Source organism: Lonepinella sp. MS14435 (genome assembly GCF_042485795.1).
Lineage (GTDB): Bacteria > Pseudomonadota > Gammaproteobacteria > Enterobacterales > Pasteurellaceae > Lonepinella.
This window is the reverse complement of the sequence record NZ_CP169368.1, coordinates 1287551-1306031: the sequence shown is the minus strand read 5'-3', so window position 1 is coordinate 1306031 and position 18481 is coordinate 1287551. Positions and strand designations below refer to the sequence as shown.

The window sequence follows — 18481 nt, the reverse complement described above, 5'->3', positions numbered from 1 at the left end:
TTTTTATCACAATGTTATTTAACTGCATAATAAAGCTGTTTTAATTTTTCTAATTGCTTAACTAACCAAGAACGATTAAAGGAAAGCGATTTTTCTTTTTTCTGTTGGTTGAGTAATTCAATAACATATTGAACCTTTGTTATTCTACCCGTATTCGGATTTAAATAAATTGGATAATAAATTAAAACCCCAACAATTAATTCATTTAGTGTAAGTTTTCTTGTTCTACGAGATAAGGAAGTTTTATCTTCCGTCAATCCCCAATTTGCATAAAATGGCAAACCATAACAAACCACTTTTTTATTACGTAATAGAGCCTCAAAACCTGCTAATGATGTCATAGTATGCAATTCATCTATTTGCTCAATACAATCCAAAATATTTGCATCAATAACAATTTGATCAGCATATTTTGCTAATACATCAGCCGCAACGTCCCCCATACGATTACCACTCACTACATCAGGATGTGGTTTATAAATAATATAAGCATTAGGATTTTCAGTTCTCACTTTTTGCAGTAATGCTTTATTAGTTTTAATCTGCGGTGAACCGAACATAATAGAAGCATCATCTTCTACCTGACCCACAACTAATATTTTAGTTTTAGGTGTTTTAGGTAAATTAACAACACCTTGCCCTACATTATATTTCCCAATACGTTGTTGAATTAAACGATGTTTTATTTCTTTTGCTGTTTCTAAATCAGATTGCTCAAAATATTGGTTTTGTAAGATCCACTCTAATCGAGATGGATTTTGAGCATTAAAATAAATACCTAAATCATCGACTACTAAAGATAATGGTGCAGTTAGATTTGAACCTAATCCTACTGAACGAATAAAACCATCTTCCATTCTAATAATGGGAATATTATGTTCTTCAGCATAGTCTAATAATTCTTTTTTCCCATTTCCCCAAACTAACAATTTACTTTGTTCAGGTAATAGCATCTGTTTTAATTTATTTAAAGAACTAATAAAATATAATCTACAACTGGGGAAATTAAAAAAAGGTTTAATTACTGATTTTTTCCATAAAGAAACATCTACACAATAAAAATCCCCTTTTAATTGTTTTGCCCAATATTTCTCATACACTAAAGAATCAATTACATCAAATATCGTACCCTGTTCCCCTGTGTTTGGGTTGATATAACAACTATATTTTAAATAAGCTGCCGCAAAAAGTACCAATAAAGTGCGGTCATTTTTTGGTACTTTTTTACCCATGTTATTATGGCGATCATCAGTTAATCCCCAGCCAGCAAACCAAGGAACACCAAAAGTAATCACTTTTTTACCTAACATCAAGGCTTCAAAACCCATCTGTGATGTTACGCAATAAACCTTTTCCACTGATTTTAATAAAGAAATCGGATTAACATCATTACTCAACAGGTTAATCTTTGGATTATTCAAACCAGTTAAATAGCCCTTTTTTTTACCACAAATTACATCAGGATGTGTCTTTATCCAAATTTCGCAATCAGGATTTTCATCAATAGCAGCCTGTAACATTTGTTGAAAATTATTTTCATCAGCCTGTCCATATTTTACCGCCATATCACCAACGGTTTGATCAATCACTAAAATAATTGGCTTATTTTTATGCTTTGCATTAAATTCAAAATTAGGCACATGGTTATATTTGGACAGTTGATATTGACAAATCAATAGCATTGCTTGCTTTGCATTATCCAAATCTACTTGACTAAACTCAGCATCAAGAATTAATTGCTGTAATCTTGAAGGTCTTGTGGTGTCGTAATAAATTCCTAAATCATCAACAACGAAAGAATAAGATGGATAACCCTGTACACCTAAACCTATTGAACGAAGAAAGCCGTCTTCTAAATATAAAGAATGAATACCTAGTTTCTCAGCAATCTTTTCACGAATGAGGTGCTTTCTTCCCCAAAATAAGCAAGAATTAAGGAATTCATTACCTTTAAGTAATAATGCTAATCGCTTTTTTTGCTTATATAAACCAATGGTAGAAAAAAACATATTATTTTTTACTCAAAATAACGTTCTGTATCTTAGTTATAAATTGTGACCAAGTAAAATTATTCAACACAAAATCTACTCCAGCTCTTGCTTTTTCTAAGTCCTGTTTAGTTGCACCGTATTTTAATCGAGTAAGTAATTCTACTGCCTCTTCTTCACTATGAACAATATGGCAATAATCTCGAAATAATTTTTCCATAGCAACACTTGGTGTAGAAACTAAAATCCCTCCACAAGCCAAAATTTCAACCACTCGGCGTGAAAACATCGTTGGGGAGTCTGTAATCGTATTGACATTAAGTGACACTAAGTAATCACGATAAATATCCGATGTATGGATATAATCCACAGTATTATTTACCATAAAATTAAATTTCTCATTTGGATAACGATACATTTTATTTTTTCGATTTGAATTACGATCAAATACTGTTAATGCCATATTTGCCTTTTGGGCAGCACCAAATAACATTTCTTGGTGATTAAGCCTTTCACTATGAATCGAGTTATTATAACTACCAACAAAATTTGCACTATTATGTTTAAAATGAAAGCCCTGAAAATTATGAATCTTCGGTTGTACAGGAAACATCGCTACATCAACGGTTGTTGATGCAGGAACAATAGATCGATATTTTTTTATACAATTTTCATCAACCGTAAAAATATGATCAAAATGTTTTGCCGAGTCAATAAATCGATCAAAATGTACTGAATCCTCTTTATTCCAAAATACTGTTGGAATACCTTTATCCTTTGCTTTTTCAACTAAACGAACTAATTTTTCATTAGTTCGTTTAGGGTAATCTGGATAAGATGCAATTTTATATTTCCAGCGATCTTTGTAGCCGTTCCAAGCCGATTCTACAAGGAGAAAGTCACAATCAGGAACTACTTTCCAATCCATTAAGCCTAAATTGACATCCACAACCAGAATATCATTAGTAAGGAGTAATGATGTTCTGGTTAGGTTATCGGCGATAAGGGCAATTCTCATAATAGTCTTGCTACACTAAAATTTATAGCTATACCATATAGTCAATGGCAGTCATAATTTCTGGCAAAGATTCTTTAGGTTCTGCCGCATGCCCTGATTCATGGGAATACCATAATATTTGTATATTTGATTTATTTTCTTCATCAATCGTAAACGTTTTTTTCCAATGTTGTATATCCATTGCTTCTATTAATGGATAAAAATGGTGCTTTACATGAAAGGTATCTAAATCATTTTGAATATATAAAATTTTAGTATTGTTCATTTTTATATTTTCAATAGCATTAAAATGACGATTGCTAGATAACATTTCATAATCATTTTTAGATGCAGAAAAACATTGAGCTAAGAAATTATCTCGATGATTGTATGGATATTCTATAATATTAGTTTGCGGATTAATTGCCACGGCTAGTGCTTTGTTACCAATATAAGAAGCTAATTGTAATGCCGAAAAACCACCCCCACTTGAACCATACAGAATTACATTACTAGGTTGGAGCTTTAAATTTTCACAAACAGCTAAAATAAAATCCACTAAATAAGGATATATGGGTGTGTATTTATCTCCCATATACCACCCCAAAGATAACAAATCATACTTAAATAAGGTTGGATCAGCAATATATAAAACAGATCCTGAAAATAGGGGATGCCAAGAATACCGCTGATAAGTTAGAGCTGTTGTTCTATTATTTCCAAGTGCTCCATTCAGAACTACAAATAACTTATTTGTATTATTTTTTATATATAGATAAGAAGACAAGTGCATATCATTAATATCGTACTTAAAACTAATCTCACGCTTATCACTATCTATTAAAAATTTACTATCAACATAAGTTTTTATGTTATACATTAGTAAGTCCCTTCATTGTAATCTGCATTATAGTTCATAAATAATATTGATCTATCGTACGTACTCATATTTTGTAATTTATCTAAATTACTAACAATATCTATCAACATTAATGCCCTAGATAGTGAAGAATAATTACTACGGAATCGGTTAAGTATTTTTTTCGATTCCCCAAGAGCAAAATTATAATCTTGTGTTACTTTATGAATATATTCTTGTAAATCAGATATTTTATTAGCGACAAATATTTCAGGAAAAGCTTCTTGCATACGTTTATCGCCAATCGCTGCAATGGGTAATCCACTGGCTGCATATTGTATAACCCTACTTGGAAATTGAAAATAACCTAACTTAGCTAGTTCTGGAAAATCGTAATCCAACCCATTATACTCTATGAAAAACTGTGGAATACTAACACCAATTTTTGCTTTTGATAATACATCTGATACTTTATCGGTATTTAAATATCCTTCTCTAATAAAACCACCATGCATTGCAAAAGGATCTGAATCAATTAACCCAAATACTTTTTTTGTAAAAGGTAATTCAGCAAGCTCCATATAACGCTTTCTTCTTACTTGTCCATTCATATTTCCAAGGAATACGATTTCATACTCAGAATATAATGGGTTATAGACGTTAGGAAAACTTTTATGATCTGTCCAAAAAGGGAAGTTAAAGCCTTTGGGATGATTATTTTTTTCATAGAAATCCATCACATCAGCATAACCACAGTGCAATAATAAATCATAATGATCAACCACTTTTGAATAACATGTTTTATAAAGAACAGGATCATCAGATAACCAAATTGCTGTTTTCATATTTTTTCTAATATATTCCAGCATTTCAGGTAATAAATTCATCGGGCGAAATGAAACGAGTAAGTCTGCTTTTTGACTGCAAATCTCTTTTACTTTTTCCCACATAAAGTCAATATCTTTCTGCTTAGAAACCATAGAATGTCCATGCAATATAAGATCTGTAAAAACTACTTCATGCCCTAAGCTCGTTAAAGCTCGTTGCAAACTTTCACCTAAATGTCTTTCCAAAATAGAATCAAATAAAATAAATTTCATATTACACCCCCAAATATGATGATGTTTGATAAATAATATTGTTGATTTTTTCTTTACTCTCAATAGGTGTAGAACCAATAAACAACACATTAAATGGATCTATCATAAAAATGCCTTTATCACCATTTTTTAATTTAAATGTTTTCTTATTAATATCAAATAAAAACTTATCTACATCACTATTTTTTAATAAGACACAAGATGTTGACACATCTGAAAAAGCCTGATACCAATTAGGGTTATCAATAGAATAGTCATTATTTTTACTAATTTCATTCCATCTGTAATACAGACTTCTTGATACAGCTGAATACTCAGAATAAGTAAATGACAAAAATAGCCCATATATGGATTGTCTATAATTAATAACTCTATCATCAGTTAAAAATGTATATTCAGAATCTGGTGAAACATACTTTTTCAAATTAAATTCACTTAATCTGGATAATTTTACACATTTATATTTTTCTAAGTCAGACTCATTAATTGAAATTCTATCTGGTTTAACTAATATAATATCTTTAATTTCCACATTAGCTTGATTAATTAATGATTCAATAAAGGTATCCAGTGGAATATAACCATGGTACAAAGCAATAATTTGAATTTTAGGCAATGATACTTCTTCTACATATCCATTTATAACAGATTGTATATACTCCCATCGTTTCTCATAGGTATGATGAGCCATAACTTCTCTTATACCTATAGTTGATTGTTTATGCCAATAATAACTATCATTCAGAAGTTTTTTGACTGCAAGCTCCGCCTCATATTCATTATTTACTGTAATAACAATACCTGGAAACTGCTCCGTAATTGCTTTAGAAGGTGTTGACACAACTGGTGTTCCCGAAGCGATCAATTCATACACTCTACGAGACATCATGGTAGTTGATTGCGTAATGGTATTTACATTTAAAAACACCTTAAATTTCTTATACAACGACATCATTTCATTAAAATCAACACCATCTCTTACAATTTCTTGATATTGTTGCGGATATGCATATTTACCTGAAGTATCTTTGGAAGCTCTATCATATATTGCTCCATTATTACTCAGCAAAGCAGGTAAAATAATATCCATTTGTTTTTTTCTATTCTCATGGTTTTGAGCATAATATGTACCAGCAAAACAAACACTTTCCGTATCAAGGGAAAAACGACCAGTTGGATTAGTTGTTTTAATTGGAGCAGCAAAAGGTAATGCCCAAACATTCTCATTTCCTAACTCTTTTTTATATTTATCAACAACTAAAGCATCTGTCGTAAATATATAATCAGCGTAACGAGCTATTGGTTTAAACATTTCATAATGCATAGGATCTTCTTTATTCCAAAAAATAATTGGAATCTTTCTCTGTTTAAGCAAGTCAATGGCTGCTAATAACGCTTGTGCATTATTGTGTTTTAATTCTGGTGACGTAAAAGCATATATCCAAGAACCTTTATTTGCTCTCCAAGCACTCTCAAAAAATGCGAATCCAGCAGTGGAATTGTTAATTTGCTTTTCAAACTCAGAACGAACCAAAGGAAAACCAATAAATTCATTTTTCCAACAAAGTTCCGAAATTGGATCAAGTAATGTTAATCCTTTATTGAAATTCAATTTTTTTTCAGTAATTTTTTTAACAGCTTCTGAACTAGCATCAAATACACTTCGGGCTACATTTGGTAGTTCTATAAAATCTTTTTTATTTTTCAAGAAACTACGCAACTTCCACAAATCCATTGGCAATGAAAAAAAGTTACCAAAAGACTTGGTTGAGTTAATTAGGGTATTACCTAATTTAAATGACAAGGTATTTTCAGCTTTCTTTTTAGCTTGACTTGTTTTATCTTTGATAGCCTGAAATTCAGCTTCTTTTTTCTTGTATTTGTCAGATAACTCTTTTAACTGCTTTTCTAAAAACGCAATATTTCCTTGATACTTATGGAGATCTTGCTGATAAGCATCTTTCAATAGATTATACTGCTGAGTTTGTGTGTCTAGCCATTCTCTTAACTCTAATTTTAGAGCTTTAATTTCATCCTGCACCACCACAGAATCACTCGCTTGTTCAATAGGTAATTCAACGTGAGGTTTATTTGCCGAAGAAAGTACGACAACATTACGTTTTTTTCTTGCCATTTTATTTTCCTATAATCCCTTTCGTATCCACTATTTGTACATTTTCAGGCAAGGTTAAACCTGTTTTAAACTCTTTATGATCAACTAAAACAATCAATACATCGGCTTGTTTAGTTGCTTCTTGTAAAGTCAAAAGTTTAATACCTTTACTAGATAATTTAACTGGTAATTCATCAATATTTGGCTCAACCGCAAATACTTGATTTTTGAATTTATCAGCTAATGCTGTGGTAATTTTAATTGCAGGACTTTCACGTAAATCATCAATATCAGGCTTAAATGCCAATCCTAAACAAGCAATTTTCACTTGATCTAAGGTTTTATTTGGATTCGCTTGCAACACGTTTAGGACAGCTTGATTCACTTTATCAATAACCCATTGCGGTTTATGATCATTGACTAAACGTGCGGTATGAATTAATTTCGCAAGATTTGGGGTTTTATTTACAATAAACCATGGATCAACTGCAATACAATGTCCGCCCACACCGCAACCAGGTTGTAAAATATTGACACGTGGATGACGATTAGCTAACGCAATAAGCTCCCAAACATTGATATTAAGTTTGTCACAAATCAAGGACAATTCATTAGCAAAAGCAATGTTCACATCACGAAAAGAATTTTCGGTAAGTTTACTCATCTCTGCGGTACGAGCATTAGTGACAATGCAATCTGCTTTTACAAAAGTTTTATATAATTCCACCGCACTTTGAGAACATTTTTCAGACAGTCCTCCAACAATACGATCATTTTCAATCAATTCTCGCATGACTTGCCCAGGTAAAACCCGTTCAGGGCAGTGAGCAATACGAATATCGGAATCTGAGCCATGAGTTTGTGGGAAAGTTAAATCAGGACGAGCTTCAGATAACCACTGTGCCATTTGTTCAGTCGCCCCAACAGGAGAGGTAGATTCTAAAATGACTAAGTTGCCCTTTTGTAATACAGGGGCAATCGCGATACATGCCTGTTCAATATAGCTCAAATCAGGCTCATAATTTTTGCCTTTAAATGGTGTTGGTACAGCAATAATAAAAGCATCTGCAGCTTCTGGAACTAAGGTAGCTCGTAATAGATTATTTTCAACAACTTGTTTTACCGCTACATCTAAATCGGGTTCAACAATATGAATTTTTCCTTGGTTAATCGTTTCCACAGCATGTAAATTTACATCAACCCCAATCACTTTTTTACCATGTAATGCAAACATTGTTGCAGTAGGTAATCCAATATAGCCAAGCCCTATAACTGAAATTGTATTAAACATTTTTGTACCTATTATCTAAAAATTGAAATGATTTTTTCTACGGCTGTTCCATCTCCATAAGGATTATGTGCCGCTGCCATTTTCTTATATTCTGTTTCATCATTCAGGAGTAAACTCACCATATTAATGATTTTATCCTTTTCTGTTCCTACTAATTTTACTGTGCCAGCAATTACCGCTTCAGGACGCTCGGTTGTATCACGCATAACCAATACTGGCTTACCTAATGACGGAGCTTCTTCTTGAATTCCACCTGAATCCGTTAAAATTAAATAAGATTTACGCATCAAATACACAAAGGCAAAATAGTCTTGTGGTTCAATTAAATAAATATTTGATTTTCCTTTAAGCAAACGATTAACTGGTTCTCGTACATTCGGATTTAGATGTACAGGATAAACGAATTGAACATTAGGATGGATTTCAGATAATTCACTTAATGCCTGACAAATATTTTCAAATCCCTGACCAAAATTTTCTCTCCGATGACCAGTGATCAATACCATCTTACTATCGTTTAAAAAAGAAAATCTTTGCTCAAATTCATTCAATAATCTCGGATTATGATCAATTTTTTTACAGGCTAAAAATAAGGCATCAATAACCGTGTTACCTGTAATATAAATATTTCTGTCAGAAACATTTTCTTTAAGCAAATTATTTTTAGTACATTCTGTCGGAGCAAAATGATATTTGGTAATTGCACCTGCAATTTTACGATTTCCTTCTTCTGGAAAAGGAGAATAGATGTTATTTGTACGTAATCCAGCTTCTATGTGAGCAATATCAATTTGATTATAATAGGCGGCAAGTGAGGTTGCTAAAGTAGTTGCTGTGTCACCATGTACAAAAACTGTAGTTGGCTTATATTCATCAAATACAGGTTGAATTTTAGTTAAGATAGATGAAGTAACAGACGAAAGCGTTTGCGTACCACTCATGATATCTAAATCATAATCAGGTGTAATATCAAATAATTGTAAAACCTGATCCAACATTTGACGATGTTGTGCGGTTACACAAACCTTGAAATTAACATTGTTTTTTTTGAATCCATCGATAAGTGGAGCCATTTTAATCGCCTCTGGTCGTGTACCAAAGACAATGAGTGATTTTGAATTCATTTTTATTTATATCCGTATAACAAATTATTCTATTTTCTTACATTAAGTAAGCCTATTTGGGAAAGCGGGCAGGATTGTACGCCATTTCATAACATCAAGCAATATCTATCGCTATAATAACTGCAATAAATTTGTGTTATTTTAGGGGGATTACACTGTTTGTATAAAAATACTGCCATTTCTTGAAAATTTTGTCATTTTTGTTTCTTACTATGGAAAACCACCTCAATTTTCAGTAGAATACACGGCACTTTTAAATACTTTAGTGATTTTAATGAAAAAATTTCCATTTATTATTAGCCTATTGGCAATTACTCTGACAGCTTGCAATTCCATGCCCAGTGCTGGACCTAGTGCATCAAAAATTCAAGATATTAACCAAAGTGATAATTCTCAATTAGATAATGTTGATATTGTTGATGTTAATGATAATATCGTTCTTGAACTGTTTAACCGCCAACACAATCAATCTTTTAGCCACTTTAGCCAAGTCGGACGTGATTATTACAGTACAATCAAGGCAGGAGATGCTTTAGATATTATCTTATGGGAAGCTCCCCCTGCAATTTTATTTGGCAGTATGTTAACAACAGGAAGTACTGGATCCGCTCAAACAGTTGCATTGCCTCAACAAGTAGTGAGTGAAAATGGCAAAATTACAGTACCCTTTTTGGGTGGGATTTCTGTGGTTGGGAAAACACCTGAACAAATCCAAAATAACATTGTTGCTCGCTTAAAGCCCTTGGCTCATCAACCTCAAGCTATCGTAAAATTAGCACAGAATAACTCTTCTAATGTTACTATTTTACGACAAGGAAACAGCATTCGCATGCCGTTAACCCCAGTGGGTGAACGTGTTTTAGATGCAGTAGCTGCTGTAGGTGGTGCTAGTGAAAATGCTGAGGATATTTCTGTTCAGTTAATGCGAGGGAATGAAGTGAAAACGATTTCATTAGAAACTTTAGCTGCCAATCCAAATGAAAATATTCCATTGCGTTCTGGCGATGTATTATCTTTAATGAATAATCCGTTAAGTTTCACCGCACTTGGTGCTGTTGGTTCTAACCGACAAGTCAAATTCTCGGCGAAAGGACTGTATTTATCTGAAGCTATTGGTCGAATGGGTGGCTTAATTGATTCACGCTCAGATCCTCGGGGCGTATTTATCTTCCGTTATATTCCGTTTGATGAATTAACCATTAATGATCAAACTCGTTGGCAAGCTCGTGGTTATACTTCAGGCATGGATGTACCAACCGTTTATAGAGTTAATTTGCTTGAACCAAAATCTCTGTTTTGGATACAGCGTTTCCCTGTGAAAAATAAAGATATTTTATATGTATCAAATGCACCGTTAGCTGAATTCCAAAAATTCTTGAGAATCATTTTCTCAATTACCTCGCCAGTAACAAGCACTGCACATAGTGTAAATAGCTTTTAGTAAATAATGGATAGATAGAATGACCGAACAAAAACAAACACCTGCGAGAAAAATAAAAAAACGCAATAAGCTCCTTTGGATTACAGTAATTATTCCAACAATTATTTCGACTATTTATTTTAGTTTGATTGCTTCTGATGTTTATATTTCTGAATCTAGTTTTGTGATACGCTCTTCACAAAATCAAACTTCATTGAGTAATGTAGGATCGATATTGCAGGGGTTTGGTTTTGCACGCTCGCAAGATGATACTTATACTGTTCAGGAATATATGAAATCTCGTAACGCTCTGGAAGAACTGCAAAAAGTTCTACCAATGCGAGATTTTTATGAGCAAAAAGGTGATATTATCAGCCGTTTTAATAGTTTTGGATTATTTCCCGAACAAGAAGCCTTTTATAATTATTTTACGAAAAAAGAAACTGTTTCTATTGATTCTGTATCTGGTATTGCCATATTACATATTCGCAGTTTTAGTGCCGAAGATAGTCAGAAAATCAATGCAGAATTACTCAAACAAGGGGAAGTCATTATTAACCGCTTAAACGAACGAGCAAGAAAAGATACGATTATTTTTTCTGAACAAGCGGTGCGAGAAGCGGAAGAGCGTGTTGAGATTACAGGTGAGGCGTTAAGTAATTATCGTATTAAAAATGGTATTTTTGATGTTAAAGCTCAGTCTGAGGTACAGTTAACCCTTATTTCTAAATTACAAGATGAATTGATTGGTATTCGAACACAATTAGATCAGTTACGAGCGTTAGCCCCTGAAAATCCACAAATTGCGACCTTGCGAACTCGGGAAAAAAGCGTAAAAGCCGAAGTAAATAAACAAATTCAAGAAGTGTTAGGGCAAGGTAAATCTATTGCAAATCAAACAGCAGAATATCAACGTTTAGTGCTAGATAATACCCTAGCTCAACAGCAATTAATGACAGCAATGACATCATTACAAAATTCTAAAAATGAAGCTGATCGCAAGCAATTATATTTAGAAATTATTAATCAACCGAGTAACCCCGATTTAGCACTTGAACCATATCGTTTGTATAATATTCTTGCTACATTCTTTATTGGCTTATTATTATATGGTGTATTAGGTTTACTTTTTGCTAGTGTGCGTGAGCATAGAAACTAATGCGTTATGGAAAAAGAACAACAGTAAAACGTTCTTTCGTGATTCAAGGACGTGTTTTACGTGCGTTATTAATGCGTGAAATCATTACCCGTTATGGGCGGCGTAATATTGGATTTATGTGGTTATTCGTTGAACCCTTAATGATGACGCTATTAATCACCATACTTTGGAGTGTAGCTCGAGCAAGTAGTTATTCCACTTTAAATATTATTGCTTTTATTATTACAGGTTATCCAATTATGATGATGTGGCGTAATTCGTCTAATCGTGCTATTGGAGCGATTTCTGCCAATACAGCATTGCTTTATCACCGTAATGTTCTCGTATTAGACACCCTGTTAGCTCGCATGTTATTAGAAATTTCTGGAGCCACTATTGCTCAAATGAGTTTAATAATATTATTAATTGTTATGGGGCTGATCCCGATGCCGAATGATTTATTCTATATGTTGATGGCTTGGGCATTAATGGCAATGTTTGCTATTGGTTTGGGTCTCATTATTGCCTCCATTGCCCAATATTTTGAGCCATTTGGTAAAATTTGGAGTACACTCTCGTTTATCTCTATGCCCCTTTCTGGTGCATTTTTCTTTATTCATAATTTACCAGCTACTGCACAACAATTCTTATTATGGTTTCCGATGATCCACGGTACGGAAATGTTCCGCAAGGGCTATTTCGGTGCAAGCGTTACCACCTATGAAAATCCGTATTATATATTTGTATTTAATCTTATTCTTATTTTTATTGGTCTTATTATGGTGCGTAATTTTAGTAAAGGATTAACCCCGAATGATTAAAGTCGAACACTTAAATAAACGTTATTTAACTAGAAATGGTTGGAAAACAATCCTTAATAATATTAATTTTGAACTCAAAAAAGGAGAAAAAATTGGTATTTTAGGCAGAAATGGTTCTGGTAAATCCACCTTAATTCGTTTATTAAGTGGCGTTGAAGCCCCTACTTCAGGCGAAATTCACAGAGAAATGAGTATTTCATGGCCATTGGCATTTAGTGGAGCATTTCAAGGATCTCTAACGGGTATGGATAATCTACGTTTTATCTGCCGTATTTATGGAGCAGATATTGATTATGTTAAATCTTTTACCGAAGAATTTTCTGAATTAGGCGATTACTTATATGAACCTGTAAAAAAATATTCATCAGGTATGAAAGCACGCTTGGCTTTTGCATTATCTTTATCCGTGGAGTTCGATTGTTATTTAATTGATGAAGTAATTGCTGTAGGAGATTCGCGTTTTTCTTCGAAATGTAAGCAGGAACTTTTTGAAAAACGTAAAGATCGTTCTATTATTTTAGTTTCACATAGCCCATCTGCAATTAAAGAATATTGTGACAATGCCTATGTGTTAAACGATGGTTCTTTATATAGTTTTGAGAATATTGATGAAGCATATAAGTTCTATAACAATAACCTACCGCCCAAATAACACAGCTCCCCCCACACTCTGTAACGTTGTGGCATAAATCAAACTCACTGCAAAGCCTATCAATATCACGCCGAACACTAGTTTTAACCAATCGGAAAATTGATTTTTTAAGGTTGGAGAAAGATACCATTTCCCGACTTTTACCGCTGTTGTTCGGGCATATTGTACCATTAAAGCAAAGCCTGATAAGGTAATTCCTGTGCCGATTGCCATTGCCATGGTTGCTACCATTCCCCAGATATAGAGATCAAGCATATAGGACAAAAATAAAATAAAAATAGCTCCCGTGCAAGGTCGCATACCGATACTTAAAATAATCAGCCATTGGGATTTCAAATTATTCGCTTGAGTAACTTGATCGGCATCTGGCAAATGTTGATGTCCACAACCACAATTTTCATCATGAATATGAGATAAAAAAACCATCGGATTTTGCACCGCACTTTTTAAGTGCAGATTGTCAGCTATCGGCTTAATTTGCAGAATTTTTGGTTTGCGTTGAGCTTGCCAAATTTTTCTTCCACTTTGTATTAACCATTGGAAGCCTAATAAAAATATCAACGCATACGCCCCACGTTCCAACCAAAGCTGACTTGCTTTAAAGTAGGCTGAAGATAAATTTAATATCACTACCACAATACTGGTCGCCACAATCGCCACCACGCCTTGCATTAAAGAGGACAAAAATGCCAGTCGCATACTGGCAAAGATTTTAGATTGATGAATAGAAAGATAGCTGGTAATAATAAATTTACCATGCCCAGGTCCTAAAGCATGAAAAACACCATAGCCGAAACTAATTAAAATCAAGCTTAATCCTGCATAAATTGGAGCTTGTTTGATTTGATGAAGATTATCAGATAATAACTGATTAAACTCTCGTTGCCATACCACCACTTGTTTAAATAAATAAGGGAATAAAAAGCCGATACCTATAAGCAATAGGCATAATAACAACATTAATCGGAGCTTTTTAGTAGTTATTGACATTGTAAAATGACTTTTTGAGCAAATTGTTTACCTAGCGAAAAGTCGGCTTCTCGTTGGGTTTTATCTAAGGCTTGAGCATATTGTTTAGTTTTTTCATCAACAATTTGATCTACCATCTCACCATGACAATTTGACGGAAGTTGGCTAAAATCCACCGCACTTTTATTATCGTAATACATTGATACATAATAAGTTGGATCATAAATCATTAATACAAATTGATTATCTATTAACTTTTGTGGCTGGGATAAGAAAAAGTCAAAATGATACAAAACTTGATTGCCGACTGCTTTAATATCGTAGTTAGCAGGATGAGAGGTATATTTTACCCGATTACCTTGTTTATCATAGAGATAACTAAAATAATGCTCTGATACCGTGTTTTTAACCATATCATCCACAATAGCTTGTTTTGCCTTGGGATCGTTATGAGCAACTTTCAAATCGTAAAGCAATTCAGCTGAACTGGCTTCATCTAGCAACCATTGCACCGAAAAACCTTTTAACGTGTTATTTTCCACTAATGGCGTGGTTTTCATACCAATAAACGCATGAGGGTGAGCTTGCACATTTTGCATAAAGGCAAAAAGTGCGGTCAAAAATAAGAAAAATTTTTTCATTTAAGATCTCGCTAATAAATAACGCTCCACCGTATCCACTATTGCTTGTGTCTGCGGATCAATTTCAATATTGACCAAATCCCCTACATTTTTTTTAGCAATAATCGTACGTTCAATCGTTTCAGGAATTAAATTAACGCAAAATTGAGTTTCTTTCACATTACCAATGGTCAAACTGATACCGTCCACAGCAATAAAGCCTTTGGTCAGAATATATTTCATCACATCGTGATTAGGCAATTTAAACCAAATTTGTAAATTATTCTCACTCGGTTTTTGTTCAACAATTTTTGCCGTGCAATAGACGTGTCCCGACAATAAATGCCCACCTACTTCTGAACCGAATTTCATTGCTCTTTCTATATTGACCCAATCCCCCACTTTAAGTTCACCTAAATTAGTGATCCGTAAAGTTTCCGTCATTAAATCAAAGCTCACGAGATCATTCTCAATTTTAGTAACAGTCAAACAAACACCATTATGTGCAACAGACGCACCTAATTGTAAATCTGCCAGTAATTCATCTGGCATTTTAATAGTATGTGTTCTAAAATTTGTCTTTTCAATGATAGAATGAATAGACGCAACACCTTGCACGATACCTGTAAACATATAAACTCGCTTAACCGCAAAGTGCGGTGAAAAAATTAAATTTTTCCTATTATAAAGGAAACTCGGTCTTTTTATGCAAAAAATTAACAGTTGGCAACAATATCACGAACAAGCAAAAAAATTAATTCAAATCGCTATTCCTATTCTTCTCGCTCAAATCGCCCAAAATTCAATGGGATTAGTGGACACCATTATGGCTGGACGAGTGAGTGCAGCGGATATGGCAGCCATTTCGGTTGGGGCATCTATTTGGTTTCCGTTAGTCCTTTTTGGACAAGGCTTATTGTTAGCCTTGCCCCCAACCATTTCCTACTTAAACGGTTCGGGACAACGTTCTGATATTGCTCATCAAGTACGACAAGGTTTGTGGATTATCTTGTTGGTTTGTATTCCATTAGGACTTCTTATTTACCATAGTGATGTGGTGATTCAAGCTATGAATATGGAAGAAAAACTGGCTAATATTACAATAGGTTATCTACACACTATGTTATTCGGATTGCCTGCTTATTTATTATTAATTAATTTTCGTTGCTTAAATGACGGCGTAGCTAAAACGAAACCTGCTATGGTCATTACCTTTATCGGCTTATTATTGAATATTCCGCTGAACTATATCTTTATTTATGGCAAATTTGGGGTACCAGCCTTTGGTGCGATAGGTTGTGGCATTGCCACGTCTATTGTTAATTGGGCAATGTGTATAATGATGATCGCTTATAGTCGTCAATCTTATCATTTACATGATCTCAAAGTGTTTGAGCAACTAATTGAAAAACCTGATTTTTCTACCTTGAAGAAATTGCTTAAACTTGGTTTTCCGATTGCAACCGCATTATGGGCGGAAGTGGCATTATTTGCGTTGACTTCATTATTTTTATCCCCGCTCGGCACGGATATGGTGGCAAGCCATCAAATTGCGTTAAATACTAGTTCTTTTGTATTTATGTTCCCTATGTCGTTAGGCATGGCAACCACTATTTTAGTTGGGCAACGCTTAGGCGAAAAATCCCCAGAGCAGGCTAAAAAAGTGTCTTATATTGCCATTGCTGTAGGTTTAAATATTACCGTTATTACTGCCTTTGTCACAATCTTCTGGCGTGAACAAATTGCTCAAATTTTCGTAAAGGATCTGCATGTTATCACACTGGCTAGTTCATTGTTAATTGTCGCTTCGCTTTATCAATTCTCTGATACTTTACAAGTACTGGCGGGTGGCGTATTACGTGGCTATAAAGACACCAAAGCCATTTTATATATCACTATTTTTTGCTATTGGATATTGGCAATGCCCATAGGTTACACGCTTGCCATGACCGATTGGATCATGCCACACTTAGGGGCTATGGGCTTTTGGATTGGTTTTGTAGTCGCCTTAACGGCTGCGGCGGTTTTGTTGTTATATCGGATGTGGCGATTACAGGGGCTGTCTGATGAGCTGTTATTATCAAGATTGGAGTTGATTAAATAAGTTGGCTTTGCCCCCCTTCCCCCTTCGGGGACTTCCCCCCACAAGCAGGGGGAAGAAAAGCATCTTCATTCACCACGAGTGAGGAAAAGTATCTTAATTCACCGTAAGTGAGAAAAAGCATCTTCATTCACCGTAAGTGAGAAAAAGCATCTTCATTCACCGCAAGTGAGGAAAAGCATCTTCATTCACCGCAAGTGAGGAAAAGCATCTTCATTCACCGCAAGTGAGGAAAAGCATCTTCATTCACCACAAGAGGGAAAAAAGTATCTTCATTCACCGCAAATGAGGAAAAAGCCTCTTCATTCACCGCAAGACGGGAAAAAGCATCTTTATTCGCCGCAAGTGAGGAAAAGTATCTTTATTCTGCAAGAGAGGAAAAAGCATCTTTATTTACCGCAAGTGAGGAAAAGAGAGAGTCGTTTATTTCTTTCCCCCTGCTTGCGGGGGGAAATGCCCAACGGGCAAAGGGGGGCAAAAATTAAACAATCCCACCTTAAAAAAGCTGTTCAGGGCAATACTCACCATCTAAATAAAAATAAATCTCCTCCAATACATTATTTAAACGATATTTCACATCACCATTATCAAATCTCAGGACAGTAAATCCTTGAGAATTCAAATATCTCGTTCTTTTTGCATCATAAATTAATGCACTATCTTCATAATGTTGAAACCCATCAACTTCAATAATTAATCTAGCAGAATAAGAAAGGAAATCTACAATATAATTTCCCACAATAACTTGTTTCCTAAAATGATGACCTTTAAGGTATTTTTTACGTAAATGAAACCACAAAATACTTTCTTCTTCCGTTAAATTACGCCTTAATCTTTTACTGTTGTTAATCAATGTGCAGGTATTATTCGGACGAATATTTTTCACCATAATTTACTCCATAAAAATAACCATTATGAAATAAATAGATAAAATTCAAAGAATCTATAATTGATTTTGGAATGAAAATCACAAAATTAGTTTGTGTAAATAGGTGGAAACCTTTCCAGCTACTCTCGGCACACAGAAATTCTGACTTTGGCTGCTTTCTTCCGAACCTGACCGAGTAAACCAGACACCATTGCGAAAGACCGAAAAGGTTTCCATTGGATAAGCATCAAATGCTTAGGACGTGAATTATGCTATAAAGTTAGGGGGATTGCAAATGTTTATAAAAAATAAATCAGCACCTAAATACAAATAAATATCATTAAATACATTGTAAAAGATTATCGTTTAATTTATACTCAGTATTCTTTTTGAACAGTCTAATTTTTAGACTATTTTTAT

Annotated in this window: 16 protein-coding genes and 1 other RNA gene; 5 read left to right on the top strand and 12 right to left on the bottom strand. The window is 33.9% G+C overall.

The window, feature by feature from the left end; all coding sequences use genetic code 11:
• Window positions 1-14 precede the first annotated feature (14 nt).
• The 7 genes from O1Q80_RS06155 to wecB are packed head-to-tail and all read right to left on the bottom strand — an operon-like array spanning window position 15 to window position 9472.
• Complete coding sequence (locus O1Q80_RS06155) at window positions 15-2009, bottom strand: capsular polysaccharide biosynthesis protein (protein WP_386693739.1); 1995 nt, start codon at window positions 2007-2009, stop codon at window positions 15-17.
• A 1-nt stretch (window position 2010) separates the two neighbouring features.
• Window positions 2011-3006, bottom strand: a complete 996-nt coding sequence (locus O1Q80_RS06150) for a glycosyltransferase (RefSeq protein ID WP_386693737.1) — start codon at window positions 3004-3006, stop codon at window positions 2011-2013.
• Between the two features lie 28 nt (window positions 3007-3034).
• The gene (locus tag O1Q80_RS06145) at window positions 3035-3865 is read right to left on the bottom strand and encodes a hypothetical protein (RefSeq protein WP_386693734.1); all 831 of its coding nucleotides are present in this window, start codon (window positions 3863-3865) and stop codon (window positions 3035-3037) included.
• Complete coding sequence (locus O1Q80_RS06140; RefSeq protein ID WP_386693733.1) at window positions 3865-4944, bottom strand: hypothetical protein; 1080 nt, start codon at window positions 4942-4944, stop codon at window positions 3865-3867. Before O1Q80_RS06140 ends, O1Q80_RS06145 begins: the two co-directional genes overlap by 1 nt.
• 1 nt (window position 4945) lies before the next feature.
• Complete coding sequence (locus tag O1Q80_RS06135) at window positions 4946-7078, bottom strand: glycosyltransferase (protein WP_386693731.1); 2133 nt, start codon at window positions 7076-7078, stop codon at window positions 4946-4948.
• Between the two features lies 1 nt (window position 7079).
• Window positions 7080-8348 (bottom strand): UDP-N-acetyl-D-mannosamine dehydrogenase, encoded by a 1269-nt coding sequence (gene wecC / locus O1Q80_RS06130; protein ID WP_386693729.1) that lies wholly within the window; start codon window positions 8346-8348, stop codon window positions 7080-7082.
• 11 nt (window positions 8349-8359) lie between these two features.
• Window positions 8360-9472 carry a non-hydrolyzing UDP-N-acetylglucosamine 2-epimerase gene (gene wecB, locus O1Q80_RS06125; protein WP_386693727.1) on the bottom strand — a complete coding sequence of 371 codons (1113 nt, stop codon included), beginning with the start codon at window positions 9470-9472 and terminating at the stop codon, window positions 8360-8362.
• Between the two features lie 274 nt (window positions 9473-9746).
• Between wecB and O1Q80_RS06120 the strand changes: the two genes are divergently transcribed.
• Genes O1Q80_RS06120 through O1Q80_RS06105 form a run of 4 tightly spaced genes read left to right on the top strand, consistent with a single transcriptional unit; the run spans window position 9747 to window position 13503 of the window.
• Complete coding sequence (locus O1Q80_RS06120; protein ID WP_386693724.1) at window positions 9747-10913, top strand: polysaccharide biosynthesis/export family protein; 1167 nt, start codon at window positions 9747-9749, stop codon at window positions 10911-10913.
• Window positions 10914-10932: 19 nt separating this feature from the next.
• Window positions 10933-12051 (top strand): capsule biosynthesis protein, encoded by a 1119-nt coding sequence (locus tag O1Q80_RS06115; protein WP_386693721.1) that lies wholly within the window; start codon window positions 10933-10935, stop codon window positions 12049-12051.
• Entirely contained in the window at window positions 12051-12851 is an 801-nt protein-coding gene (locus O1Q80_RS06110) for an ABC transporter permease (RefSeq protein WP_386693719.1), read from the top strand. The genes O1Q80_RS06115 and O1Q80_RS06110 overlap by 1 nt, the downstream gene beginning before the upstream one ends.
• Entirely contained in the window at window positions 12844-13503 is a 660-nt protein-coding gene (locus O1Q80_RS06105; RefSeq protein ID WP_386693717.1) for an ABC transporter ATP-binding protein, read from the top strand. Before O1Q80_RS06110 ends, O1Q80_RS06105 begins: the two co-directional genes overlap by 8 nt.
• Here O1Q80_RS06105 and zevB read toward each other — a convergent pair.
• Genes zevB through O1Q80_RS06090 form a run of 3 tightly spaced genes read right to left on the bottom strand, consistent with a single transcriptional unit; the run spans window position 13489 to window position 15725 of the window.
• Entirely contained in the window at window positions 13489-14493 is a 1005-nt protein-coding gene (zevB, locus tag O1Q80_RS06100) for a zinc transporter permease subunit ZevB (RefSeq protein WP_386693716.1), read from the bottom strand. The genes O1Q80_RS06105 and zevB overlap by 15 nt on opposite strands.
• A complete protein-coding gene (gene zevA / locus O1Q80_RS06095; RefSeq protein ID WP_386693714.1) occupies window positions 14484-15113 on the bottom strand; it encodes a zinc transporter binding subunit ZevA in 630 nt (209 codons plus the stop codon). The genes zevB and zevA overlap by 10 nt, the downstream gene beginning before the upstream one ends.
• Window positions 15114-15725: a riboflavin synthase subunit alpha gene (locus O1Q80_RS06090; RefSeq protein WP_386693712.1), complete on the bottom strand. Its 612-nt coding sequence runs from the start codon at window positions 15723-15725 to the stop codon at window positions 15114-15116. It abuts the gene before it with no gap.
• 73 nt (window positions 15726-15798) lie between these two features.
• On the opposite strand from O1Q80_RS06090, the gene O1Q80_RS06085 reads away from it, so the two are divergent.
• Window positions 15799-17196 carry an MATE family efflux transporter gene (locus O1Q80_RS06085; RefSeq protein ID WP_386693710.1) on the top strand — a complete coding sequence of 466 codons (1398 nt, stop codon included), beginning with the start codon at window positions 15799-15801 and terminating at the stop codon, window positions 17194-17196.
• 493 nt (window positions 17197-17689) lie between these two features.
• Here O1Q80_RS06085 and O1Q80_RS06080 read toward each other — a convergent pair whose 3' ends face one another.
• On the bottom strand, window positions 17690-18082 hold the full coding sequence (locus O1Q80_RS06080) for an endonuclease domain-containing protein (RefSeq protein ID WP_386685852.1): 393 nt from the start codon (window positions 18080-18082) through the stop codon (window positions 17690-17692).
• Window positions 18083-18191: 109 nt separating this feature from the next.
• Window positions 18192-18289: signal recognition particle sRNA small type (gene ffs / locus O1Q80_RS06075), an RNA gene on the bottom strand.
• Window positions 18290-18481 lie beyond the last annotated feature (192 nt).